This is a genomic window from Janthinobacterium sp. SUN211 (genome assembly GCF_030587315.1).
GTDB lineage: Bacteria > Pseudomonadota > Gammaproteobacteria > Burkholderiales > Burkholderiaceae_D > Janthinobacterium > Janthinobacterium kumbetense.
The window spans coordinates 386,222-409,684 of sequence record NZ_JAPWIC010000003.1 but is presented as its reverse complement, the minus strand read 5'-3'; the positions used below and the strand labels follow the sequence as shown (position 1 = coordinate 409,684).

Annotated in this window: 19 protein-coding genes and 1 riboswitch; of the genes, 7 read left to right on the top strand and 12 right to left on the bottom strand. The window is 62.2% G+C overall.

Annotated features, from left to right (window positions below):
- Positions 1 to 14: 14 nt before the first annotated feature.
- The 3 genes from O3301_RS13120 to hppD all read right to left on the bottom strand — a co-directional run bounded on the left by O3301_RS13120 (position 15) and on the right by hppD (position 6,555).
- Positions 15 to 1,511 (bottom strand): S41 family peptidase, encoded by a 1,497-nt coding sequence (locus O3301_RS13120; protein WP_305056575.1) that lies wholly within the window; start codon positions 1,509 to 1,511, stop codon positions 15 to 17.
- 123 nt (positions 1,512 to 1,634) lie between these two features.
- Positions 1,635 to 5,231, bottom strand: coding sequence for an indolepyruvate ferredoxin oxidoreductase family protein (locus O3301_RS13115; RefSeq protein ID WP_289899557.1), 3,597 nt, complete (start codon positions 5,229 to 5,231; stop codon positions 1,635 to 1,637).
- A gap of 196 nt (positions 5,232 to 5,427) precedes the next feature.
- Positions 5,428 to 6,555 (bottom strand): 4-hydroxyphenylpyruvate dioxygenase, encoded by a 1,128-nt coding sequence (hppD, locus tag O3301_RS13110; RefSeq protein WP_099665780.1) that lies wholly within the window; start codon positions 6,553 to 6,555, stop codon positions 5,428 to 5,430.
- A 125-nt stretch (positions 6,556 to 6,680) separates the two neighbouring features.
- Between hppD and O3301_RS13105 the strand changes: the two genes are divergently transcribed.
- Complete coding sequence (locus O3301_RS13105) at positions 6,681 to 7,205, top strand: Lrp/AsnC family transcriptional regulator (RefSeq protein WP_034753092.1); 525 nt, start codon at positions 6,681 to 6,683, stop codon at positions 7,203 to 7,205.
- Here the strand turns inward: O3301_RS13105 and O3301_RS13100 are convergent, their stop codons facing one another.
- The 4 genes from O3301_RS13100 to O3301_RS13085 form a co-directional block, all read right to left on the bottom strand.
- A complete protein-coding gene (locus tag O3301_RS13100; RefSeq protein WP_305056574.1) occupies positions 7,206 to 7,919 on the bottom strand; it encodes a GNAT family N-acetyltransferase in 714 nt (237 codons plus the stop codon).
- Between the two features lie 87 nt (positions 7,920 to 8,006).
- Entirely contained in the window at positions 8,007 to 9,104 is a 1,098-nt protein-coding gene (locus O3301_RS13095; protein ID WP_305056573.1) for a multifunctional CCA addition/repair protein, read from the bottom strand.
- A gap of 12 nt (positions 9,105 to 9,116) precedes the next feature.
- A complete protein-coding gene (locus O3301_RS13090; protein ID WP_289899559.1) occupies positions 9,117 to 9,833 on the bottom strand; it encodes a glutathione S-transferase family protein in 717 nt (238 codons plus the stop codon).
- 12 nt (positions 9,834 to 9,845) lie between these two features.
- Entirely contained in the window at positions 9,846 to 11,801 is a 1,956-nt protein-coding gene (locus O3301_RS13085) for a lytic transglycosylase domain-containing protein (RefSeq protein WP_305056572.1), read from the bottom strand.
- A gap of 137 nt (positions 11,802 to 11,938) precedes the next feature.
- Between O3301_RS13085 and O3301_RS13080 the strand changes: the two genes are divergently transcribed.
- Positions 11,939 to 12,466, top strand: a complete 528-nt coding sequence (locus O3301_RS13080; protein WP_305056571.1) for a 5-formyltetrahydrofolate cyclo-ligase — start codon at positions 11,939 to 11,941, stop codon at positions 12,464 to 12,466.
- Between the two features lie 148 nt (positions 12,467 to 12,614).
- On the opposite strand, the gene metF is transcribed toward O3301_RS13080, so the two are convergent.
- The 4 genes from metF to metK form a co-directional block, all read right to left on the bottom strand.
- Positions 12,615 to 13,445, bottom strand: coding sequence for a methylenetetrahydrofolate reductase [NAD(P)H] (metF, locus tag O3301_RS13075; RefSeq protein WP_034783533.1), 831 nt, complete (start codon positions 13,443 to 13,445; stop codon positions 12,615 to 12,617).
- Positions 13,432 to 13,788 (bottom strand): phage holin family protein, encoded by a 357-nt coding sequence (locus tag O3301_RS13070; RefSeq protein WP_099665786.1) that lies wholly within the window; start codon positions 13,786 to 13,788, stop codon positions 13,432 to 13,434. The genes metF and O3301_RS13070 overlap by 14 nt, the downstream gene beginning before the upstream one ends.
- A gap of 191 nt (positions 13,789 to 13,979) precedes the next feature.
- Positions 13,980 to 15,404, bottom strand: a complete 1,425-nt coding sequence (gene ahcY, locus O3301_RS13065) for an adenosylhomocysteinase (RefSeq protein WP_070258574.1) — start codon at positions 15,402 to 15,404, stop codon at positions 13,980 to 13,982.
- 27 nt (positions 15,405 to 15,431) lie between these two features.
- A riboswitch (S-adenosyl-L-homocysteine riboswitch) is annotated at positions 15,432 to 15,500 on the bottom strand.
- A 126-nt stretch (positions 15,501 to 15,626) separates the two neighbouring features.
- Positions 15,627 to 16,793, bottom strand: a complete 1,167-nt coding sequence (gene metK / locus O3301_RS13060; RefSeq protein ID WP_034783537.1) for a methionine adenosyltransferase — start codon at positions 16,791 to 16,793, stop codon at positions 15,627 to 15,629.
- A gap of 188 nt (positions 16,794 to 16,981) precedes the next feature.
- Here metK and O3301_RS13055 point away from each other — a divergent pair, with 188 nt between their 5' ends.
- The 3 genes from O3301_RS13055 to dapF are packed head-to-tail and all read left to right on the top strand — an operon-like array spanning position 16,982 to position 19,598.
- On the top strand, positions 16,982 to 17,851 hold the full coding sequence (locus O3301_RS13055) for a lysophospholipid acyltransferase family protein (protein WP_289918508.1): 870 nt from the start codon (positions 16,982 to 16,984) through the stop codon (positions 17,849 to 17,851).
- Complete coding sequence (locus tag O3301_RS13050; protein ID WP_305056570.1) at positions 17,848 to 18,723, top strand: lipid A biosynthesis acyltransferase; 876 nt, start codon at positions 17,848 to 17,850, stop codon at positions 18,721 to 18,723. Before O3301_RS13055 ends, O3301_RS13050 begins: the two co-directional genes overlap by 4 nt.
- 11 nt (positions 18,724 to 18,734) lie before the next feature.
- Positions 18,735 to 19,598 (top strand): diaminopimelate epimerase, encoded by an 864-nt coding sequence (gene dapF, locus O3301_RS13045; RefSeq protein ID WP_305056569.1) that lies wholly within the window; start codon positions 18,735 to 18,737, stop codon positions 19,596 to 19,598.
- An 11-nt stretch (positions 19,599 to 19,609) separates the two neighbouring features.
- Here the strand turns inward: dapF and O3301_RS13040 are convergent, their stop codons facing one another.
- A complete protein-coding gene (locus tag O3301_RS13040) occupies positions 19,610 to 21,112 on the bottom strand; it encodes a hypothetical protein (RefSeq protein WP_305056568.1) in 1,503 nt (500 codons plus the stop codon).
- 415 nt (positions 21,113 to 21,527) lie between these two features.
- Here O3301_RS13040 and O3301_RS13035 point away from each other — a divergent pair, with 415 nt between their 5' ends.
- Together O3301_RS13035 and O3301_RS13030 are read left to right on the top strand one after the other, a co-directional pair.
- Positions 21,528 to 22,604, top strand: coding sequence for a porin (locus O3301_RS13035; protein ID WP_289918514.1), 1,077 nt, complete (start codon positions 21,528 to 21,530; stop codon positions 22,602 to 22,604).
- 179 nt (positions 22,605 to 22,783) lie between these two features.
- The gene (locus tag O3301_RS13030; protein WP_305056567.1) at positions 22,784 to 23,461 is read left to right on the top strand and encodes a DUF484 family protein; all 678 of its coding nucleotides are present in this window, start codon (positions 22,784 to 22,786) and stop codon (positions 23,459 to 23,461) included.
- Positions 23,462 to 23,463 lie beyond the last annotated feature (2 nt).

Here is a 23,463-nt window from a genome sequence, read left to right as displayed (position 1 = left end):
CAGGAACATGCGCGTTAACGGCGCCTGATGGCAATTTCCTTGTAGGACGGCCGCAACAGGCGCGCGGCCGTGTCGGCCGGACTCTCCATCGAACTCAGCAGCCTGGTGGCCCCCATGGCCGGCGTGCAGCTGCCGCTGCTGCGGTAGCGCAACGCCGCCGCCAGCATGCCTTCCGCCGCGTCGCCCAGCGCATGCTGGTAATCGTCCGCCACGTCGCAGGTCGGCGCCATGCCATCGGCAAAGTCGCCAAAGCCCTTGGCGTTGACACCCTGGAATTGCACGGCGAAATACGTGGTGCCGCAATTCGGCGCGGGATAGAAACCGTAGGGCTTGCCACATGTCGTGCCGCCGATCAGGTTGACTTGCACGTCCACGCCGCGCAAGCCGTTGATGATCGCTTCGCTGGCCGAGCAGGTGTTGCCCGTTGTCAATAAGGTCACCCGCTTGAGCCCCAGCGAGGGCAGCGGCGTGCCCTTGGCCAGGGGATTCTGCGCGGGAAAGCCCTGGCTTTGCGCATGGAATGGCACGGGCGCTTCCGGCCGCGTCTTGTCATTGAAGAGCACCTGCTCGAAGGTCTTGCCGGTGGTGACTTGCGGACCGGCGATCATGTAAGCGAGTTCGCTGGCGACATCGAGGTAACCGCCGCCGTTGTAGCGCACATCGAGCACCAGGTCGCTGATGCCGGCCGCCTGGAAGCGGCCCATGGTCTCGACCAACTGGCGTTCGGCCACGTTGTTGTGCGTATTGAAGGTCAGGTAGCCCACCTTGCCCGTGGGCGTATCGATGATGCGCTCGTTCTGCACGGCGCTGGTGCTCACGTCCACCGCCGTCAGGCTCACCGACAGGGGCGCGCCGTTACGGCTGAATCCCAGCGTGTGCGCGCCTTGCGCCTTGGGGAACAGGCCGGCGTTGAGGATAGCCACGCTGGCCGTGTCGGGGACATTGACGAAATCGACGCCATCGACGGTTTGCAGCACGTCACCACGCCGCAAGCCCGCCAGTGCCGCCGGCGAGCCTGGCTCGACGATCGAGATCACCGCCTTGCGCGGCGGCGTGGTACGCGTCAGCGCCAGCAGCATGCCGTAACCCAGTTCCACGCCATTGAGCGAAGCTTCCCATTCGGCCGTCGTGTACGTGAAATGGAACTGGTCCTTCGGCTTGCCGGATGCCGTCGTGGCCGTTGTTTTCAGCACATCGAAGTACGCGACGGGCGTGGCAAAGCTCTGCGCCTGGTAGGTGGTCGGCACTTCGCGGTACCACAGATACGTTTCATCGATCCAGCTGCGCACCCACGTCAGTTCATCGAGCAAGGTGCCCGGCTTGTCGATGCTGCTGCCGCCGCGCGGCGCCGCACAGCGGTTCTCGACCGTGGACGAAGCGACCAGCGCCGCCGGACCCGCCGGCGTCACGGGCGGCACGACGGGCGCGCTGTCGCTGCCTCCGCCTCCGCCGCAGGCACTCAACAACAATACGAGAGGAACCGCCAGGGCGGAAAAGCGCAGGGAAGACATGACGAACTTTCCGAAAAGAAATTATCGAAAAATTATAAGACGTTTTACAAACAGGCGTTGTTTTCTTTGATACAAAAAAATGGCGCCCGCAGGCGCCATTGCTACAGCGTGAAATTCACCCCATCACGCCACGGTGGCCGCCACGGGTGCCGCCACGACGGGCGGCAGCGGCGTCGGCGCATTGAAGGCGATCAGCAAACTGGCTTCCTTCTCTTTCGCCGCCTTCAGATGACGCTCCTTCACGTGGCCATAGCCGCGGATGTCTTCCGGAATGCTGGCAATCGCCACGGCTTGCGCCAGCTTGGCCATCGTCAGTTTCGGCAGCAAGCCACCCACCGTCGTGCGGTACTCGAGTATCAGCGCCCGTTCCATCTTGCGCTCGGCCGTATGGCCGAACACGTCGAAGGCCGTGCCGCGCAAGCCCTTGAACTTGGCCAGCACGCCGAACGCCTTCAGCATCCACGGGCCATATTCCTTCTTGATCAAATGGCCATGGGCATCCGTTTTCGCCATGATCGGCGGCGCCAGGTGGAACTTGAGCTTGATGTCGCCCTCGAACATGGCGGCGATCTTCGCCTGGAAGGCGCCGTCCGTGTACAGGCGCGCCACTTCGTATTCGTCCTTGTAGGCCATCAGCTTGTAGAAGTAGCGGGCCACGGCTTCCGTCAGGCGCAGGTGCGGACCATTCAGCGCGCTTTCGGCGGCGCGCACCTGGCCGACGAAGTCCAGGTACTGCTGCGCATACGCGCGGTCCTGGTAAGCCGTCAGCAGGGCCACGCGCTTTTCGATCAGGTCGTCGAGCGTTTCGATGCGCTTGAATTCCACCACCTTGGCTGGCGTCGTCATGCGCACCAGGCTGGCCGCATCGTGGGCGCCGGCGCGGCCCCAGTTGAAGGCCGCCTTGTTGAACGCCACCGAGACATTGTTCAAGTCGATGGCCTTCATGATGGCAGCTTCCGACAGCGGCACTTTGCCTTTTTGCCAGGCATAGCCGAGCATGAACATGTTCGTCGCGATGGAGTCGCCCATCAGCGCCGTGGCGATCTGGCCCGCGTCGATGAAGTCCACGTGGTCGCTGCCGCACGCCTTTTCGATTTCCATGCGCGCCGAGGCGCCGGGGAATTGCCAGTCCGGGTTTTTCACGAACGCGGCCGTCGACGAGCTGGTCGAGTTGATCATGGCCCAGCTGCGGCCCTCTCCCATGCGCGACAAGGCGTCGCGGCTGGCCGTGACGATCAAGTCGCAGCCGATGACGAGGTCGGCCGCACCGGTACCCACGCGCGTCGAGTGGATATCTTCCTGGCGGTCCGCCAGGCGCACGTGCGACATCACGGGGCCGCCTTTTTGCGCCAGGCCGCTCATGTCCAGCACGGAACAGCCCTTGCCTTCCACGTGGGCCGCCATGGCCAGGATCTGGCCCACGGTGACGACGCCCGTGCCGCCGATGCCGGTGACCAGGATGCCGAACGGCTCGGCCGTCGACGGAATGACGGGCGTCGGCAAGGCCGGCGCCGCTGGCGCGTCCTTGTCGGCGGCAGCCGCCTTCTTCGGCTTTTTCAAGCCGCCGCCTTCCACCGTCACGAAGCTGGGGCAGAAACCCGTCGTGCACGAGAAATCCTTGTTGCAGGACGACTGGTTGATCTGGCGCTTGCGCCCCAGTTCCGTTTCCAGCGGTTCCACCGACAGGCAGTTCGATTGCACGGAACAGTCGCCGCAGCCTTCGCAGACGGCTTCGTTGATGACGGCGCGCTTGGCCGGATCCGGGTATTCATTGCGTTTCCGGCGGCGGCGTTTTTCCGAGGCGCAGGTCTGGTCGTAGATCATGGCCGATACGCCGGGCATGTCGCGCAGTTCGCGCTGCACGTCCATCAGTTCCGAACGGTGGCGCACGGTGACGCCTTCCGCCCAGGCGTAATCGTCCGGGTATTTTTCCGGTTCATCCGTGACGACGATGATGGGGCCCACGCCTTCGGCGGCGATCTGGCGCGAAATGATGGCCGGCGACAGGGGGCCGTCGAATTCCTGGCCGCCCGTCATGGCCACCGCATCGTTGAACAGGATTTTATAAGTGATGTTCACCTTGGCCGAGACGGCCGCGCGGATGGCCAGGATGCCCGAGTGGAAATACGTGCCGTCGCCGAGGTTGGTAAATACGTGCTTTTCATTCGTGAACGGCGCCTGCCCCACCCAGGTGACGCCTTCGGCGCCCATGTGGGTGAAGGTCGACGTTTCGCGGTCCATCCACAGCACCATGTAGTGGCAGCCAATGCCGGCCAGCGCGCGTGAGCCTTCCGGCACCTTGGTCGAACTGTTGTGCGGGCAGCCGGAGCAGAAGAACGGCGTGCGGTCCTTTTGCGGATCCGGTTTCACGCTGATGGCCTTGAGGACGTTTTCCTTCGCTTCCAGGTAGGCGATGCGCTCCTTCACGCGCTGCTCGACCGGGTGGCCGGCGTAGTAGCGCGAAATGCGGCTGGCAATGGCGCGGGCGATCATGGCCGGATTCAGTTCATAGGTGGCCGGCAGCAGCCAGTCGCCGTGCCCCGTCCCCTTCTGGTTGCTCCATTCGCCCGTGTCGTCGAACTTGCCGACCACGCGCGGACGCTCGCCGTCCTTCAGGTTGTACAGCTCTTCCTTCAACGCGTATTCGAGGATTTGCCGCTTTTCTTCCACCACGAGGATTTCGTCGAGGCCCTTGGCAAATTCATGCACGCCGTCCGCTTCCAGCGGCCAGGTCATGCCGATCTTGTACAGGCGGATGCCGATGTCGGACGCCGTCTGTTCGTCGATGCCCAGGTCGGCCAGCGCCTGGCGCGTGTCCAGGTAGGATTTGCCGGCCGTGATGATGCCGATGCGCGCCTTCGGGCTGTCCCAGATGATCTTATTGAGCTTGTTGGCACGCGCATACGCCAGCGCCGCATACCATTTGTAGCTATTCATGCGTACTTCTTGTTCCAGCACCGTGTCGGGCCAGCGGATGTTCAAGCCACCGGCCGGCATTTCGAAGTCGGTCGGCAGGGTGATCTGCACGCGGTCCGGGTCGAAATCGACGGCGGCGCCCGACTCGATGATGTCGGTCACGCATTTCATCGACACCCATAGCCCCGTATAGCGGCTCATGGCCCACGCGTGCAAGCCGTAGTCGATGTATTCCTGCACCGACGACGGGTACAGCACGGGGATGCCGCAGGCGTTCAGGATATGGTCGGACTGGTGCGCCGTGGACGAGGATTTCGCCGCATGGTCGTCGCCGGCCAGCACCAGCACGCCGCCATGCTTGGCGGAACCGGCGTTATTGGCGTGCTTGAACACGTCGCCGCAGCGGTCGACGCCGGGGCCCTTGCCGTACCACATACCGAACACGCCGTCGTATTTCGCGTCTTCGAACAGATTCGTTTGCTGCGTGCCCCAGACGGCCGTGGCGGCCAGGTCTTCGTTCAGGCCCGGATGGAATTTGACGTGGTGTTCATCGAGGTATTTCTTGGCCTTGATCGCCGTCATGTCGACGGACGTCACAGGCGAACCGCGGTAACCGGTGATGTAGCCGGCCGTATTCAGGCCAGCCTTCAAATCGCGCTCGCGCTGCAGCATGGGCAGGCGGATCAGCGCTTGCGTGCCCGTCATGAAGGCGCGGCCACGCTCCAGCGTGTATTTGTCGTTCAGGGAAATTTCGGACGCGTGCGCGCCCGGCTCAAGACTCGAGCCCTTGATTGGTGCATTCATTACTTGTCTCCATTATTCTCTGTGCTACGCGTGCAAAGTCGGTTGAACTCACACGTACCGGCTGTGCCTTGTGGACAATGCCGGTGCGGAAAAATGACTTGTTTGTCGTAGACTACCACAGGAATGCGCGCAGTTCTTTGCTGCGCTGCACTCCGGTGCTGCTGCCTTTTTTACTACTATTTGTTACAAAGCAACATTACGCCGCGTTCGTATCTTTCAGCACGCCGCGCTTGATCTGGTCCAGCTCGATCGATTCGAACAGCGCGCGGAAATTGCCTTCGCCGAAGCCCTGGTCGCCCTTGCGCTGGATGATCTCGAAGAAGATCGGGCCGATCACCGTCTGCGTGAAGATTTGCAGCAACAGTTCGCGTTCGTTTTCCGTGCTGTGGCCATCGATCAGGATGCGCAGGCGGCGCAGTTCTTCCAGCTGCTCGCCGTGGTTCGGCAGGCGGCGGTTGACCAGCTCATAGTAAGTTTCAATCGTATCCTGGAAATCGATACCCGTATCGCGCATGCCTTGCACGGACGCGTAGATATTGTCCGTACCCAGGGCGATATGCTGGATGCCTTCGCCATGGTACTGGTCCAGGTATTCGGCAATCTGCGACTTGTCGTCCGACGATTCATTGATCGGAATGCGGATCTTGCCGCACGGCGAAGTCATGGCCTTCGATTTGAGGCCCGTCAACTTGCCTTCGATGTCGAAATAACGCACTTCGCGGAAGTTGAACAGGCTTTCATAGAACGTCGCCCATTCCTTCATGCGGCCACGGTGCACATTGTGCGTCAGGTGGTCGATATACGTCAGGCCATGGCCGACAGGGTTGGCGACGGCGCCGGGAATGGCGACGAAATCGACGTCATAGATGCTGATGTCGCCGATGCCACCCGGTGCGGCCGCGTCCGGCTTGTCGGCGCCCTTGCCGCGCCAGCGGTCGACGAAGTACAGCAGCGAATCGCCCACGCCCTTGATGGCGGGGATATTCAGCTCCATCGGCCCTGTCTTATTGTCGAAACCCCAGGCGCCCAGTTCCAGCGCGCGGCGGTATACGAAGGCCGCGTCGTCGACGCGGATGGCGATGGCGCACACGGACGGGCCGTGATGGCGGGCAAAACGCTGCGCGAACGAATCTTGTTCGGCATTGATGATGAAATTGATGTCGCCCTGACGGTACAGGGTCACATCCTTGTGGCGGTGGCGCGCGATGGCCGTGAAGCCCATGTTCTCGAACAGCTTGCCCAATGCTTTTGGGTCTGGTGCTGCATACTCGACGAACTCGAAACCATCGGTACCCATCGGGTTATCCCAAGGCTGAAATTGCATGATGTCTCCTCCAAGAAGTAGCGCACAGTATAGGCGCGGTCTGTGGGCATTAAATGCCAAAGATCTCCCGAACAATCATGATTTGCGCAATAATATTGCGTGAAACAAGAACCACCGGAGGAAGCATGAGCAAAATTACGCTGGATAAAACGGATCGCAAGATCCTCGCCGTCCTGCAGGCCGATGGCCGCCTGTCGAACCAGGACGTGGCCGAGCAGGTCAGCCTGTCGCCGTCGCCATGCTTGCGCCGCGTCAAACGGCTGGAAGAAGCGGGCGTGATCCGCCAGTACGTGGCCCTGCTGGACCCGGAAAAGATCGGCCTGGGCTTGCTCGCCTACGTCAACGTACGGCTGGAAAAGCACAGCGACGCCACGGCGCACAGCACGGCGCGCGTGCTGGCGCCCAACCTGGTGACGAATACCTCGCCGCGCGCCGACTTTGCCGTGGCCGTGGCGCAATGGCCGGAAGTGGTGGCCTGCTATGCGATGACGGGCGAAATGGATTATCTGTTGCGCGTGCATGTGGAAGACATGGAGCACTTTTCGCGCTTCATGATGGCGACCCTGCTGCGCCATCCGGCCGTGCTGGACGTGAAATCGAGCTTTGCCTTGCAGCGCATCAAGGATACGACGGCCCTGCCGCTGCTGTAATTACTCAGCCGGCGGGGGTGCCGGCGGCGCTGACTTCTTGCGCCCGGGCAAGCGCTCGAACAGTTTATAGGCGGCGCGTGTATTGGCCTTGAACGTGTAGTCGAACATGGCAAACTGTTCCTGCACGGCTTCCTGCAGCATGCTGGTCGGGTTCGGCGGCAACAGTTTCAGATATGCATCGGCTTCGCCATAGTCGCGCTGGATTTCCATGCCCGCCTTCTTGGCGATATGCATCATCGTCTTGTTTGACGACAAACAGTGCATGTACAGGGTATCGACATCGTTGTTACGGCAGTGAATTGCCGCCCGTTCGAACAGTTTTGAACCAACCCCCATGCCGCGCATGGATTTCGACACGGATACGCCAAACTCCGCCACCTGCTCCTTGTCCGTCACCACGCTTTTCGCCGGCGACTGGTCCTTCGGCGCAAACGCCAGGTGCCCCACGCCCACCAGCTTGAACAGGCTGTTGTAGACGCCGTAAATCATGTCGCGCGAAAAATCCATCTTTTGCACGTACTGGGCCACGAGTTCATCGGGCAAGGCGCTGCCGAAGCGCAGCAGGCGGTCGCTTTTCTCGAGCGACAGGAAATGCTTCATCATACGGCGCCGGTCGCGCTCATGCAATTGCTTGACGAGCACGGTCGGACGCCCGCCACCGCTACGGCTGAGCCAGCGGCGAAACGGGTTTTGAAACAGCTTGGGTAAGGTCACGTCGACTCCTGGGGGCGGTGCTGCGGCACGTCAGGCCGGCATTGTGCAGTGCAACATTGTGGCGCCATTGTAGCCTATTCCCGCCATTCAAGCCTGGGCCAGGAACGCTTGCACGGCCGCCACCCGCGCCGCGTGGATGACTTCGGGGATGCGTTTCGGCTCCGCACAGCCTTGCGCCAGCGCACCCGCATTCACGGCGCGCGCCGCGTCCAATCCGCCCTGCAGCCGCGCCGCCTGAGGGAAATCGCCAGTGACCAGCCCGTCGCAAGCCACGGCTTGCAACAGTTGCGCAAAGCGCTGCGGCTTGCGCAAGCCGTCGCAGCGTTCGCACAAGCTCACCACGGCTTCGGCGCTCAGCGCCAGCGCGCCATTGATATGGTCCCGTTCGCGCGCCGCCATGACGGCCAGCTCGCGGCACTCGTTGGGCACGCGCAAGCGCTCGCTCAGTTGCTCGATGGCATCTTTGCTCATATGCAGCATCAGGGCGGCGAAACGCACGGGCAAGTCATGACCTTGCGCTGCCGCATGATCGACGACCTGCAGCAAGCGTTCGCTCAGCGTGATTTCGCCCATGATGCGCGCCAGGGCGCCGCATTCATGCAGCACCGTCAGCATGCGCGAAGGATGGCTTTCCATCAGCCCCTTGGCCACTTCCTGCCACACGCGCTCGGCCACGAGGGCGTCGACTTCGCCGTCGGCCACCATGCGGCGCATCAAGGTCAGGGTAGCGGGCGCGACAGTAAAAGTATGAAAACGGGCGGCAAAGCGGGCCAGGCGCAAGATGCGCACGGGGTCTTCGCCAAAGGCGTCGGAGATGTGGCGGAAGATTTTATTGCGAATATCCTCGATACCGCCGAACGGATCGGTCAACGTCCCGTCCTCGGCCCGGGCGATGGCGTTGATGGTCAGGTCGCGGCGCACCAGGTCGTCTTCCAGCGTGACGTCGGGCGCCGTGTGGAAGACAAAGCCCCGGTAGCCGGGCGCCGTCTTGCGCTCCGTGCGGGCCAGGGCGTATTCTTCCTGCGTCTTCGGGTGCAAAAACACGGGAAAATCCTTGCCGACGGGCCGGAAGCCCTGGCGCAGCATGTCTTCCGGCGTGGCGCCCACGACGACGTGGTCGTGGTCTTTCACGGGCAAGCCCAGCAGTTGGTCGCGCACCGCGCCACCGACCGTGTAAATCTTCATAACACTCTTTTCTTATTCAGGTAATTCCGCGTCGTGCTTGGCAGCGACTTCCGTTTCCGCCAGCGCTTCCGTGATCCAGCGCGCCACGGCCGGGTGCGCCTGCACGCGCTCGCAATACGCGTTCAGGGCCGGCGCCAGGCTCACGCCATACGTGCGGAAACGCATGACGACAGGGGCGAAATATGCGTCGGCGATGGAAAAGTCGCCAAACAGGAACTGGTGGTGGCCAAAGCGCGACAGACACTCTTCCCAGATTTCGCTGATGCGGCCGATGTCCGCCTGCGCGGCGGCCGTGCGGCCCCGCCCCGGCAGCTTGGCCTTGATATTCATCGACATGTCGGTGCGCAAGCCGGTAAAGCCGGAATGCATTTCCGCGCAGATACAACGCGCCATGGCGCGCGCGGCCACGTCTTGCGGCCACATGTGTTTATCGGGAAACTGCTCGGCCAGGTATTCGCAGATGGCCAGGCTGTCCCAGATCGTGATCTCGCCCGCCAGCAGCACGGGAACCCGGCCGCAGGCCGAGTATTCGGCGATCTTGGTGGCCGTGTCGCTCTGGTCGAGCAGCACGCGCACTTCCTGGAACGGGATGCCGAAGGCCGTCATGGCCACCCACGGGCGCATCGACCACGATGAGTAATTCTTGTTGCCGATGATGAGGGTCAGGCCCGGCTCGCGCGCGGCGGCCAGGGTTTGCGTCAGGCTGGGATCAAGGATGGTCGTTTGCATGGTCGGCGGACTTTAGTTGGATGATGGCAAATCGGCGGAAACGGCGCTGTTTTTCGGTCCCACGGTGCCCAGGCGCGCCTTCAGCGACTGCGGGCTCTTCTCGAACAGGGCAGCGTAATAGGTGGCGTTGGCCATCACGTTTTTCACGTAGCCGCGCGTTTCCGTGTACGGAATGATCTCGGCAAAGACGGCGCCTTCCAGCGGACGCGTCATGGTGGCGCGCCAGATACGCAGGCGCCCCGGTCCCGCGTTGTAGGCGGCGCTGGCCAGCACTTGCGAACCGTCAAGACCGCCAAGCACCATGTTCAGGTAATTCGTGCCCAGCAAGACATTCGTGCGCACATCGCTCAAGGTTTCCGTGACGAAATCGGTGAGGCCGATCTTCTTGGCAACATAGCGGGCCGTCGACGGCATGACCTGCATCAAACCGGACGCGCCCACGTGCGACTGCGCATCCATGATGAAGCGTGATTCCTGGCGGATCAAGCCATACACCCAGGCCTTGTCCAGGCCCAGGGTTTGCGTGGCCGGATGCATGACGTCGTCATGCGGCGTCGGGTAGCGCTGCGTATAGTCCACTTCCAGGCGCGTGCGGTCCGAGGTGTTGACCATGCGGTCGAGCACATTGTTTTGGCGCGCAAATTCCGCGGCCGCCAGATGCTGGCGGTCCGTCATCGAACGCAATTCCCAATTCCACTCGCGCGTGCCTTCGAAGCGCAGGCGCATGTTGAAAAATTTCAAGGCGCGCTGCAAGCCCGGATTGGCGGCCATGGCGGCAATTTCCGTCGGACTGACGGGCTGGCCCGGCGGCGGCAAGACCAGATGGTTGCCCAGCTCTTCATTGGCCAGCAAGCCATAAAAATTCGACTGGTCGGCAATCGTGCGGTACAGGGCGTCCGCCTGCGCATTCGGGCGGCCCGGCGTTTCCGCCTGCTGCGCGCGCGCCAGCCAGTACACCCAGGTGGGATCCGTGCGCAGCGAGGCCGGCATGGCCTGGATGGCGGCCTTCACCAGTGGCCAGTTGCCTTCACGCAAGGCGATACGCGCCTTCCATTGCATCTGCTCCTGGGTCAGAGGTGCGCCATTGGTTTTTTGCCAATATTCGAACGCTTCCGGCGCCAGCGCATACGACGCTTGCAAGGCCAGGCTGGCCCAGCCGATGGCCTGCTCCTGCGGCGTCAATTGGGCGCTCGCTTTTTGCAGGGCCACGACGCCCAGTTTCAAGGTGCTTTTCGCCATGCGGCCGACGGCCACCAGGTACATTTCGTGATCGGCACGGCTGGCGCCCGCGCCCTTGGCCAGCACCAAGGCCGGCAAGTCGATGGCTTGCGCCATCTTCGCGTCGGACGCGCCCAGCAGCAGTGCGATGCGGCGGGCCGGGCCGGTAGCGTTGGTCTGGCCCGCCAGGCGGATCTGCGCCCACAGGTCGTTCGTGTCAAACTGGCCATTTTGCGCCAGTGCCGCGATCAGGCTGCCGCACGCTTCACCATAGCCGGGCGGCGAGACGAGCAGGTTGCGCGCCTCGGACGCCACGTTCTGCCCCTTGGCGGCGCGCGACATCAGCGCGTAGCACTTGAGCTGGGTGTCGTCGTCGAGGGCGAATTGCGGGTATTGTTCATCAAACACGACCCAGTCGCGCTTGCGGCCCAGTTCCAGCAGCCAGTCGTTGCGGAAGCGGTCGGCGATGGCGCTGCCCTTGTAGCGGTTCAGGTAATCGCGAAATTGTGCCTCGGTCAACTGTTTGATGCGCGGTTTCAGCCGATAATAGTCGACATACGAGGGAATCTGGTAATTCGTCAGGCGCCCCGCATAAAAATCGGCTTTTTCGACGTCATCCTTGCGCGCGGCGTCGCGCAGCAGCAGGAAGGCATCGTCCTCGCTGCGCGTATCGGGCGCGGCAGGCGTTACGGTGGCGGACACCTGGGCCAGGGCGGCCAGGGGAGACAAGACCGATGCAACACACAGCATCGTGCCGGCAATCCATTTCAGTGGGGAAATCAATGTACGACTCTCAATCTTAACTTGATGGTGATATGAATAGCGACCCTAGAATAACATGCGATCCGGCTGCACGGCCACCCATTGCGCCACAGGAAAAAGCCGGCTTGCGCAAAGCCTTGCTGGCGGCCCGGCGCGCCCTGCCCGACGCCACGCGCGCGCAGTGGGATGCGGCCATCGCGCAGCGCCTGCTGGACTGGTGCGCGCAGGAAAACGTCGAGGAACTGGGCGTGTACTGGCCCCTGCATGGCGAGCCGGACTTGCACGGCGCGTATGCGCAGCTGGCCGCGCGCGGCGTGCAATTAAGCTTGCCGGTGGTGCTGGAAAAGCATGCACCGCTGGCGTTTTCCAGCTGGACGCCGGGAGAAGCGATGGTCAAGGATGGCATGGGCGTGGCCGTGCCCGCCGAATTGCGCCTGCGCCCGGCGCCCGCCACCCTGCTGGTGCCTTGCCTGGGTTTTAATGGGGAACGGTACCGGCTCGGCTATGGCGGCGGGTATTACGACCGCACCCTGGCGCAACTGCCCCGTCCGCGCACCGTGGGCATCGCCTATGCCTGCCTGGCGGCAAGCTTTCCCAACGGCGAATACGACATCGCCCTCGATCACATCGTGACCGAGGGCGATCTGCTCTGAAAGCACCTAACATAACCTACTGCGCGTCGCGATTTGCGGCCTCCGATGCTCACTGCCTCGGCGGCCCCGTGCTTAGCACAGCTCCGCTTCTCGGCCGCAACTCGCTGCCGCTCGCGACGGTTTTGTTAGGCGCTATAACTGCAAAGAATTACTTGACCAGACGCTGCCACAGTGCGGTCGTGGGCGCCGCCTGGTTCATGCTATAGAAATGCAAGCCTGGCGCGCCGCCTTCCAGCAGGCGTTCGCACAAGCCCGTCACCACGTCCAGGCCAAAAGCCTTGATGGACGCGCTGTCGTCGCCGAAGCTGGCCAGTTTCAGACGCACCCAGCGTGGAATTTCCGCGCCGCACATGTCCGAAAAGCGCATCAGCTGCGTGTAATTCGTGATCGGCATGATACCGGCCACGATGGGCACGTTGATGCCCATCTTCTGCGTCTGCTCGACAAACTGGAAATACGCGTCGGCATTGTAGAAGTACTGGGTGATGGCGGCATCGGCGCCGGCCTGCACCTTGCGCGCGAACGCGTTCAGGTCGTCCTGCGGCGAACGGGCTTGCGGGTGCACTTCCGGATAGGCAGCCACTTCGATATGGAAATGGTCGCCCGTCTCGGCGCGGATGAATTCCACCAGCTCGTTGGCGTAGCGGAACTCGCCCGAGGCACCATAGCCGCTCGGCAAGTCGCCGCGCAAGGCCACGATGCGGTTCACGCCGGCCGCCTTGAAGTCGGCCAACACGGCGCGGATCGATTCGCGCGAACCGCCCACGCAAGACAGATGGGGCGCGGCCTGTTCGCCGGCCGCCAGGATCTCGCGCACGGTGTCCAAGGTACCCTGCTGCGTCGTGCCGCCGGCGCCAAAGGTCACCGAGAAATACTTCGGATGCAATTCAGACAACTTGACGCGCGTGGCGCGCAGCTTTTCCGCCCCTTCCGGGGTTTTTGGCGGGAAAAACTCAATACTGAAGTTATGCTTTTCCATCGTCGTTGCTCAAAAGTAAGGTCGACAAGGCCCAGGAAATGATGCTGTACAGAATGGCACCGCCCACGGCAGACCAGAAACTGGCGACATGGAAACCAGCGATCATCTGCGCCACCAGCCAGAACATGAAGCCGTTGATGATCAAAATGAACAGGCCCAGCGACAAGAACGTCACGGGCAGGGTCAGCAGGATCAGCAAAGGACGGATCAGCGCATTGACCAGCCCCAGCACGGCAGCGGCCAGCAGCGCGGTCCAGCCGCTGCTCATCGTCACCGAGTGCATCAGATAAGGGACGGCAAACAGGGCCGCCGCATTGATAAACCAAATCAGTAGCAAGCGCATTTCTCTAGCCTGTCAAAAAAGAGGGCAAGCCGGCATAGCCGGCCTTTTCAAAGTACACCGATCAGTATTGTTGCCTCAGGAACCGTAGCGAGCGGATGCGCGGCGTGGCCGAGAAGCGCAACTGTGCTGTAGCACAGTGAGCATCGCCGGCCGCGCCCCGCGCCGCGCAGTAGGTTCATGAGGCAACCATCTTAGTAACGGTAGTGCTCTGGCTTGTATGGGCCTTCCGTGCGCACGCCGATGTAGTCGGCTTGCTCTTGCGTCAGTTCCGTCAGCTGCGCATTCAACTTTTTGAGTTGCAAACGAGCGACTTTTTCATCGAGGTGTTTCGGCAAGGTGTACACGCCGACCGGGTAGTTGGCCGTGTTCGCGTACAGCTCGATCTGGGCGATCGTCTGGTTGGCGAACGACGAGCTCATCACGTACGACGGGTGGCCCGTGCCGCAACCGAGGTTGACCAGGCGGCCTTCGGCCAGCAGGATGATGCGGCGGCCCGACGGGAAGATGATGTGGTCGACTTGCGGCTTGATGTTTTCCCACTCATATTGTTTCAACGAAGCAACGTCGATTTCATTGTCGAAGTGACCAATGTTGCAGACGATGGCCTGGTCTTTCATGCGCGTCAGGTGATCGTGCGTGAGGATATGATAGTTGCCGGTGCAGGTGACGAAAATGTCGCCGTGTTCGCAGGCGTAATCCATGGTCACGACGCGGTAGCCTTCCATCGCCGCCTGCAGTGCGCAGATCGGATCGACTTCCGTCACCCACACTTGCGCCGACAGGGCCCGCATGGCCTGGGCCGAACCTTTACCCACATCACCGTAACCGGCGATGACGGCCACTTTACCGGCGATCATCACGTCGGTGGCGCGCTTGATGCCGTCGACCAGCGATTCGCGGCAGCCATACAGATTGTCGAATTTCGATTTCGTGACGGAATCGTTCACGTTGATCGCAGGGAAAGCCAGCTTGCCTTCCTTGTGCATCTGGTACAAACGGTGCACGCCGGTGGTGGTTTCTTCCGTCACGCCGAGGATTTCCGGCAGGCGCTTCGAGTACCAGGTCGGGTCGGCCAGCAAGTGCTTCTTGATCGAGTTGAACAGGCAGATTTCTTCTTCCGAGCCTGGATTGGCCAGCACCGACAGGTCGGTTTCCGCGCGCACGCCCAGGTGCAGCAGCAGGGTCGCATCGCCGCCATCGTCGAGGATCATGTTCGAGTAGACGGCCTTGCCGTCCACGTTCGGCCATTCGAAGATGCGGTGCGTGTATTCCCAGTAATCGTCCAGCGACTCGCCCTTGACGGCGAACACAGGCGTGCCGGCAGCGGCGATGGCGGCGGCGGCATGATCTTGCGTGGAGTAAATGTTGCACGATGCCCAACGCACTTGCGCGCCCAGTGCTTCCAGGGTCTGGATCAGCACGGCGGTCTGGATGGTCATGTGGATGGAACCGGTGATGCGCGCGCCTTTCAGAGGCTGCGCTGCCGCGAATTCTTCGCGGATGGCCATCAGGCCAGGCATTTCCGTTTCAGCAATCTTGATTTCTTTGTCGCCCCATGCGGCCAAGGTGATATCGGCGATGGTGTAGTCGTGTTGCGATTTGAGTACGGCGTTCATCACGCCCTCCTTTCAGTTGTTGAAAAAGGTACGTGAGCGCAGTTGCAGGATATTCCGAGCCTGGCGAATTTCTTCGTCGCAACGCTCCTCGGACACGGGATTTTATCATTGTCAAGGCCGCCGCGCCAGCCTGTTTGCACGGCATTGCCACGTAACAACACATAAAAAAAGCGCCCGCGGCCAGCAGGCCGGGGCGCTTTTCTTGCAAGTCTGACTAGATTATTACTTCAGGCCGGCAGCGTCGCGCAGCAGGGCGACCTTGTCCGTGCGTTCCCACGTGAATTCCGGCTCTTCACGGCCGAAGTGGCCGTAGGCGGCGCTCTTCTGGTAGATCGGGCGCAACAGGTCGAGCATTTGCACGATGCCTTTTGGACGCAGATCAAAGTGCGCCAGCACCAGCTTGGCGATTTCCGCGTCGGGAATCACGCCCGTGCCTTCCGTGTACACGGTGATGTTGATCGGCTTGGCCACGCCGATGGCGTAGCTGACCTGCACCTGGCATTGGCGCGCCAGGCCGGCCGCGACGATGTTTTTCGCCACGTAGCGGGCCGCGTAGGCTGCCGAACGGTCGACTTTCGACGGGTCCTTGCCCGAGAATGCGCCGCCGCCGTGCGGGGCTGCGCCGCCGTAGGTGTCGACGATGATCTTGCGGCCGGTCAAGCCGCAATCGCCTTGCGGACCGCCGATGACGAAACGGCCCGTCGGGTTGACGAGGAATTTGGTCTCCGTCAGCCATTCGCGCGGCAGGATCGGCTTGATGATTTCTTCGATGACGGCTTCTTCGATCTGCTTGTGCGAGATTTCCGGCGCATGCTGGGTCGACAGCACGACCGTGTGCACGCCGACCGGGCGGCCATCGACGTAGCGCAGCGTGACTTGCGATTTCGCATCCGGGCGCAGCCATGGCAAACGGCCATCCTTGCGCAGCTGCGACTGGCGCTCGACCAGACGGTGCGCGTAGTGGATGGCGGCAGGCATCAGCTCGGCCGTTTCATCGCAGGCGTAACCGAACATCAAGCCCTGATCGCCAGCGCCTTGATCCAGGTCAATACCCGCACCTTCATCGACGCCTTGCGCGATGTCCGGCGATTGCTTGTCGTAGGCCACCAGCACGGCGCAACCCTTGTAGTCGATGCCGTATTCGGTGTTGTCGTAGCCGATGCGTTTGATGGTTTCGCGCGCAACTTGAATATAATCCACATTGGCGTGCGTGGTAATCTCGCCAGCCAGCACCACCAGACCGGTGTTGCACAGGGTTTCGGCAGCCACGCGGGCGGCTGGATCCTGGGTCAGGATGGCGTCAAGGATGGCGTCGGAAATTTGATCGGCAACCTTGTCGGGATGGCCTTCCGAAACGGATTCGGAAGTGAAGAGATAGTCGTTTGACATTGCAAGCTCCTGTTTACTATGTGAATGTTCTGTCGCAGTAAAGAGGATTTTGCCTGCGACGCTTTAGCGAGATTTATATTCCGCATCGCAAGTTGTCTATTAACTCAGCGGTTACTGCATACGTGGTATTTTACGCTTCTTAAAAAATTTTGGCACGGCAACACGCCATTCCTGGAAACAGCTTATACATGTTAGTCCCAATTTTCCGCTTCTTATCGATCTTTCCCCTGCCCGTCCTGCATGGCCTGGGCGCTGCGCTCGGCTGGGTAATTTACGCCATTTCCCCGTCCTACCGCCGCCGCATGCGCGAGAACATGCAAGGTGCGGGGTTTTCGCAACACTTGCACACGGCCGTGGCCGAAGCGGGCAAGAGCGTGCTGGAACTGCCCTTCATCTGGTGCGCGCCAGCCGAACGCGTGGCGCGCCATGCGACGGTGGAAAACTGGGAACTGGTGGAAAAAGCGCTGCAGCATGGCCGCGGCATCGTCTTCCTGACGCCGCACCTGGGCTGCTTTGAGATCGTCGCCCAGCAAATCGCGCTGCGCACGCCGCTCACCGTGATGTACCGCCCACCCAAGCGCGCCGCATTGAAGCCGCTGATCGAAGGCGCGCGCGCGCGCGAAAACCTGATGCTGGCGCCGGCCAATATGTCGGGCGTGCGCATCTTCGCCAAATGCCTGAAAAAAGGCCAACCCATCGGCCTGCTGCCCGACCAGGTGCCGCAGGAAGGCGAAGGCGTGTGGGCCGATTTCTTCGGCCGCCCCGCCTACACCATGACCCTGCCCGCCAAGCTGGCGCAGATGGGCGGTGCCGAAGTCATCATCACCTACGCGGAACGCCTGCCGGGCGGGCGCGGCTATGTCGTGCATTTCGTGCCCTTCACCGAGTCCCTCGACAGCACCTCGGCGGAACAGGCGCGCACCATCAATGCGGCCATGGAACAATTGATCGCGCGCAGCCCGTCGCAATACCTGTGGAGCTACAATCGCTATAAAGTGCCGCGCGGCGCGCCGCCGCCCACGCCCGCCGCGCCGGATGCCGCCGGGGAGCAGGCATGAGACTGCTGATCGCCTTCATGTGGCTGCTGCACTGGCTGCCCTTGCCCATCCTCGGCCGCTTCGGCGTGGCCGTCGGCAGCCTGCTGTTCATCGCCATGCCCACGCGGCGCAAGATTGCCCTGACGAATCTGCGCCTGTGCATGCCGGAATTGACGGAAGCCCAGCGCGTGGCGCTGGCGCGCCAGCATTTCCAGGCGTATTCGCGCAGCGTGTGGGAACGCAGCATCCTGTGGTGGTCGTCGGAAGCGCGCCTGAACCGCCTGATCAAAAAGGTGCCCGCCTTCCCCGGCCAGCAGATCGCGGCCAAGCCGACCATCCTGCTGTGCCCGCACTTTGTCTGCCTCGACGTGGCCGGCGCCGCCACGGCCATGGAAATTTCCGCCTCGTCGATGTATGTGCAGCAAAAGAACGCCGCCTTCGACCAGGCCTTGCGCAACGGCCGTTCGCGCTTCAAGCCGCCCAAGCTGTTTACACGCCAGGACGGCATCAAGACGATCCTGCGCGCGCTGCGCGACGGCTTGCCGTATTTCATGCTGCCGGACATGGATTTCGGCGAAAAGGATGCGGAATTCGTGCCCTTCTTCGGCGTGCCCGCCGCCACCCTGACGGCCACGGCGCGCCTGGCGCTGGCCGCCAAGGCGCAAGTCATTCCCGTCATCGCCACCTTCCTGCCCAATTACCAGGGCTGGCAAGTGACGTATTACCCGGCGTGGGACGATTATCCGGGCGACGACATCACTGCCGCCACGCGCCGCATGAACGAATTCATCGAAGAGCGCGTGCGCGAAGCGCCGGCCGAGTATTTCTGGACGCATAAACGCTTCAAGACGCGTCCGGAAGGCGAAGCGTCGTTCTATAACCAGTACAAGTGATACGGCAGACCATGAAACTCCAATTTACCAAAATGCATGGCGCCGGCAATGACTTCATCGTCATCGACGCCATCCATCAAGAGATCGACTTCACGCCGGCCCAGTGGCAGCGCCTGGCCGACCGCCGTTTCGGCATCGGCGCCGATCAGATCCTCGTGGTGGAAAAGCCGCGCCTGCCCGGCTGCGACTTCCGCTACCGCATCTATAACAACGACGGGGGCGAAGTCGAGCAATGCGGCAATGGCGCACGCGCCTTCGTCAAGTTCGTCAGCGAAAAAGGCTTGTCCGACAAGACCAGCATCCGCGTGGAAACCATGGCCGGCATCATCGCGCCGCGCCTGGAGATCGACGGCAGCATCACGGTCGACATGGGCGCGCCCGTGCTGGAGCCAAAGCTGGTGCCGTTCGATGCCAGCGGCCTGGACGGCATAGCGCAAGGCAAGGACACCGTGTGGCCGCTGGACCTGGCGCTGCCGGGCCAAACGTCGCCCGTGCTGCTGTCCGTCGTCTCGATGGGCAATCCGCACGCCGTGCAAGTGGTCGACGATGTCGATGCGCAAGACCTGGACACGACGGGCCCGCGCATCGAGCACCACCCGCGCTTTCCCCGCAGGGTCAACGCCGGCTACATGCAGATCGTCGACCGCCAGCACGTGAAACTGCGCGTGTTTGAACGGGGCGCGGGTGAAACCCTGGCGTGCGGCACGGGCGCCTGCGCCGCCGCCGTGGCCGGCATCTTGCGCGGCTTGCTCGATTCCCCCGTACGCATCAGCGCGCGCGGCGGCGAACTGTCGATCGCGTGGCAAGGCCCCGGCCATCCCGTCCTGATGACAGGCCCGGCCGTGACCGTGTTCGAAGGCACGATCGAGCTGTAAGCCAGTAAAAGTCAGGCCGCCAGGAACTGCTGTTCCTGCGCAACATCGAGTTCGGCCAGGTAGCACTTCAGGCGGTACAGGCGCTGCCGGTAATTGCCTTCCGGACCCGCCACGCCGCAATCGACGCGCTCGAACAGGCGCACCGCCTGGTCCAGCAGCTGGCGCTCCTGCGCCGTGCGGATCAATGCCAGGCGTCGCTTGCCGCGTCCATGCGTGGCGCTGATATCGATCAACAGACAATGCCCCTGGTCGGCCGCGTGTATATCGAGCAGCAATGCCTCGGCACGCGACAGATGAAAGCAGCGCGCCAGGGCCAGCCGCATCGCCAGCAAGGGGTGGCTCTGGCCCAATTGCCGTAAATGCCCATCGGCGTGCATGGCGGCGCACTGGCCCCATTCGCCGGGTTCGCCTTGCGGCGCGATCTTCGCCAGCGCCGCCTCCGCCTCACGGCTGCCTTGCGCCTGCGCCTGCAGCAGCCAGTACGCGGCCCGCACATCGTTGTTGACGCCGTCGCGGCGATTACGCCAGGCATGCATGCCGCACTCGAGCTGGGCCGGGCCATGCCCCAGGTCGGCGGCACGCTCCAGGCAGGAATGGGCTTCGACCACATTGCGCTGGGAAAATTCCGGTTTCGTATAGATGCGCGACAGCACGAACCAGGCTTCGGCCAATCCCTGCTCGCCAGCCTGCGTCAGCCAGCGCACGGCCCGCTTGAAATTGGCCGCGCCGTTGCGCGTGGCCAGCCGCTGGCCATGCGCATCCATGCGCGCATAGCCGAGCCCAAGCTCCAGCTGCGCCGTGCGGTCGCCGCCATGCGCGGCCAGCTCGCAACACTGCCAGCCCTCGGCATCGCCGCCTGGCGCCAGGGCTTGGGCGCAACGCGACAGCAGCAACACCTGCTGCGCATCGAGGGCGATCGTGCGCGCCCCGGCGGCCGCCTGGCGCTGCAGCAGCTCGCGCGCCAGCGGCAAGCCTTGCGACAAAAAGCCCGCATGGTTGCCCTGGCTCCAGGCCTGCTCCAGCCACGAGTACAGCGGCGCGTCGCCATCGAGAACTTGCTCGCCAGCAAGACTGCTGTTCGCCCCGGCAGCGGCAAGCGATCCTTCTTGCATGGACAGCAACCATTGCGCATCGGGCAAGCCGGCCCGCACGGCCGCGTCCAGCGCCACGCGCGCCTTGGCGCGCAAGGCTTCACAGTGGCTGGCGGCATTGCCCAACACCAGTTGCGCCAGCACCAGGCCCGCCTGCACCAGGCCCGCATCGAACGCCTGCGCGTAATAGGGAATCAGCGCCTTGGCTGCCGGCTGCGCCACTTCGAACGGCACATGCGTGCCAATCAGCAAGCACGCTTCCTCGCTATCTTCCTGGGCCGCCCGCGCCAGCCAGTGCAAGGCCGTGGGCAAGCTTTGCGGCACGCCCTGTCCAAACAGATACACCCGTCCCAACGCCAGCTGGCAAGCGACATCGCCCGCACGTGCGCCCTTGATCAATCCTAATGTTTCGCGATTTGCCATCGATTCTCGATATTGAGTCAATGATTCTAATAATAGTGAGCCGTCTCCAGGCCCATCAACGCAGGCCTTCCCTTAGTGTACCGTCCTTGTGTCACAAATCCGCCAAAGCGGCCTCAAGAACTTGATTCAACGCAACAATGTCCTGGCGCGGACATGCCAATATAGCAAGGCGCCGCTAGCGTGGCGGTGGGAGAACGCTGGCCCTCGGCGCGGGCTCGGCAGAAACCGCGCGTTACAAAAATACAACAGGGGCATGCAGATATGCCGCTTTTCACCAATCTTTTCACGCACATTTGACCAATCCCGCACGTCTTGCGCGCCGACGAATTAAGGTTCATTCATCGAAACGCGACAGTTAGCGCATTTCAATCTGCTCGGATCTCGGACGGAACTCACTTTTAATAGGGAATAAGACATGAAAAAATCACTCGTTGCCCTCGCACTCTTCGGCGCCTTTGCCGCAACCGCACAAGCGCAGTCGTCCGTCCAAATCTACGGCACGATCGATGCAGGCCTGGGCAAAGCGACGGGTTCGACCACCGCCGTCACCAAGCGCGACAACAACAAACTGGGCTTCAAGGGCACGGAAGATCTGGGCAATGGCTTGAAAGCTATTTTCCAACTGGAAATTCGCTATGAATCCGACACGGGCACGCTGGAAAGCAACTCCCGTCCGCTGTTCCAGGGTCAAAGCCGCGTCGGCCTGCAAGGCGACTTCGGTACCGTACGCCTGGGCCGTGGCCTGACCGCCTTCCAGGAATCGAGCACCGCGTTCGAACCATGGTCGGGCATGCCGACGCAAGCCGGTTTCCAGACCGACCTGACCGTGGCCGCCTACACCAGCGATCCACTGAGCGCGGATGGCAACTCGCGTAACCGCTTCTCGAACGCCGTATTCTACAACTCGCCAGTCATCAGCGGCTTCCAGTTCAACGCCACCGTGGCCGCCAAGGAAGCGAATAACAATACCGCCGTCCCAGCGCGTCCGCCGGTCAACCCAATAACGTTTGCCTCGGGTAACTATGCATTGCTGGGCAACGCGGTACCAGCATCGAATCCATACTCGATCTCGGCGACCTATACCAACGAGCAATTCGCCGCCATGGCCGCTTACGAACGCAATGGCGTGCAAGCCAAACTGTGGTCGGTTGCAGCATCGTTCAATCCGATCAAGGAATTGAAACTGATGGCGTCGTACCAGCATCAGGATGATGGCAACTTCAAGATCATCAACACCGATACCAAATCGTGGGTGCTGGGCGCCAACTATGACGTCGGCCCAGGCAAGATCCGCGCCGGTTACGGTCAAAAAACGCCAGATGGCGTCGTCAAGACCAAGCAAGCATCGCTGGGCTATGACTACAATCTGTCGAAACGCACCTACCTGTACGCGGATATTTCGAACAAGAAAGCAGCAGCTCCTAATAGCCTCAACTACACCGTTGCGAAAACCGTCAACTACATCGGCATCGGCGTACACCACAACTTCTAATGTTCGGCCGGTCACCCTTCACGGGTGATTGCTGAGCTAAGAATGCAAGGCGGCATGGGCAACCATGCCGCTTTTTTCATGCGCGCGCGGAAAATGCATAGCCGCCATCCCCTTTGCGCCTATGCCGCCGCACTCTCGGTTAGAATGAAGTGTTCAACTTTCACTGACAGATATTCTCAATGACCGCCACACTCGATTCCAGCACCGTCGCCCAGTACCTGAGCGAGCACCCGAATTTCTTCGAAGAGCATACCGCCCTGCTCGGTGAGGTCAAGCTGAGCAGCCCGCTGACGGGACGCACCATCTCGCTGCAGGAGCGGCAGATGGAAGTGATGCGCGACAAGTACAAGGCGCTGGAACTGCGCATGTCCAAGCTGCGCCGCCTGGCCGAGGAAAATGGCGACATCGCCAGCAAATTCCACGGCTGGAACCAGGCCATGCTGCAAGTGCGCAACGATGCGGACATGCCGCGCGTGCTGGTCGACGCCTTGCAAAGCAATTTCGACGTGCCCTGCGTCAGCCTGCGCCTGTGGCAAGTGTTGCCGGAACACGCCAACGGCTGGTTCACGGAAGATGTGACGGCCGACGTGCGCATGTTCGCCAACAGCCTGCAAGCGCCGTACTGCGGCAGCAACCGCGATTTCGAAGCCGTGCACTGGTTGCAGGCCGATAAGATCGAATCGACCGTCATGATCGCCCTGCGCGCGCCGAACACCACGGGCACCTTCGGCTTGCTGGTGCTCGGTTCGCCCGACAGCGAACGCTTTACCTCGAGCATGGGCACGGACTTCCTCGTGCATATCGGCGCCACGGCCAGCGCCGCCCTGGCCGCGCTGCGCGCCGGCACGCCTGCCTGAGC

Coding starts and splice junctions, on each gene's coding strand:
- O3301_RS13040 (WP_305056568.1), bottom strand. CDS start 21,112: ATGGCAAATCGCGAAACATTAGGATTGATCAAGGGCGCACGTGCGGGC.
- hppD (WP_099665780.1), bottom strand. CDS start 6,555: ATGCAATTTCAGCCTTGGGATAACCCGATGGGTACCGATGGTTTCGAG.
- O3301_RS13115 (WP_289899557.1), bottom strand. CDS start 5,231: ATGAATGCACCAATCAAGGGCTCGAGTCTTGAGCCGGGCGCGCACGCG.
- O3301_RS13035 (WP_289918514.1), top strand. CDS start 21,528: ATGAAAAAATCACTCGTTGCCCTCGCACTCTTCGGCGCCTTTGCCGCA.
- O3301_RS13070 (WP_099665786.1), bottom strand. CDS start 13,788: ATGCGCTTGCTACTGATTTGGTTTATCAATGCGGCGGCCCTGTTTGCC.
- metK (WP_034783537.1), bottom strand. CDS start 16,793: ATGTCAAACGACTATCTCTTCACTTCCGAATCCGTTTCGGAAGGCCAT.
- O3301_RS13055 (WP_289918508.1), top strand. CDS start 16,982: ATGTTAGTCCCAATTTTCCGCTTCTTATCGATCTTTCCCCTGCCCGTC.
- O3301_RS13120 (WP_305056575.1), bottom strand. CDS start 1,511: ATGTCTTCCCTGCGCTTTTCCGCCCTGGCGGTTCCTCTCGTATTGTTG.
- ahcY (WP_070258574.1), bottom strand. CDS start 15,404: ATGAACGCCGTACTCAAATCGCAACACGACTACACCATCGCCGATATC.
- O3301_RS13105 (WP_034753092.1), top strand. CDS start 6,681: ATGAGCAAAATTACGCTGGATAAAACGGATCGCAAGATCCTCGCCGTC.
- O3301_RS13085 (WP_305056572.1), bottom strand. CDS start 11,801: ATGCTGTGTGTTGCATCGGTCTTGTCTCCCCTGGCCGCCCTGGCCCAG.
- O3301_RS13050 (WP_305056570.1), top strand. CDS start 17,848: ATGAGACTGCTGATCGCCTTCATGTGGCTGCTGCACTGGCTGCCCTTG.
- metF (WP_034783533.1), bottom strand. CDS start 13,445: ATGGAAAAGCATAACTTCAGTATTGAGTTTTTCCCGCCAAAAACCCCG.
- O3301_RS13090 (WP_289899559.1), bottom strand. CDS start 9,833: ATGCAAACGACCATCCTTGATCCCAGCCTGACGCAAACCCTGGCCGCC.
- O3301_RS13095 (WP_305056573.1), bottom strand. CDS start 9,104: ATGAAGATTTACACGGTCGGTGGCGCGGTGCGCGACCAACTGCTGGGC.
- dapF (WP_305056569.1), top strand. CDS start 18,735: ATGAAACTCCAATTTACCAAAATGCATGGCGCCGGCAATGACTTCATC.
- O3301_RS13030 (WP_305056567.1), top strand. CDS start 22,784: ATGACCGCCACACTCGATTCCAGCACCGTCGCCCAGTACCTGAGCGAG.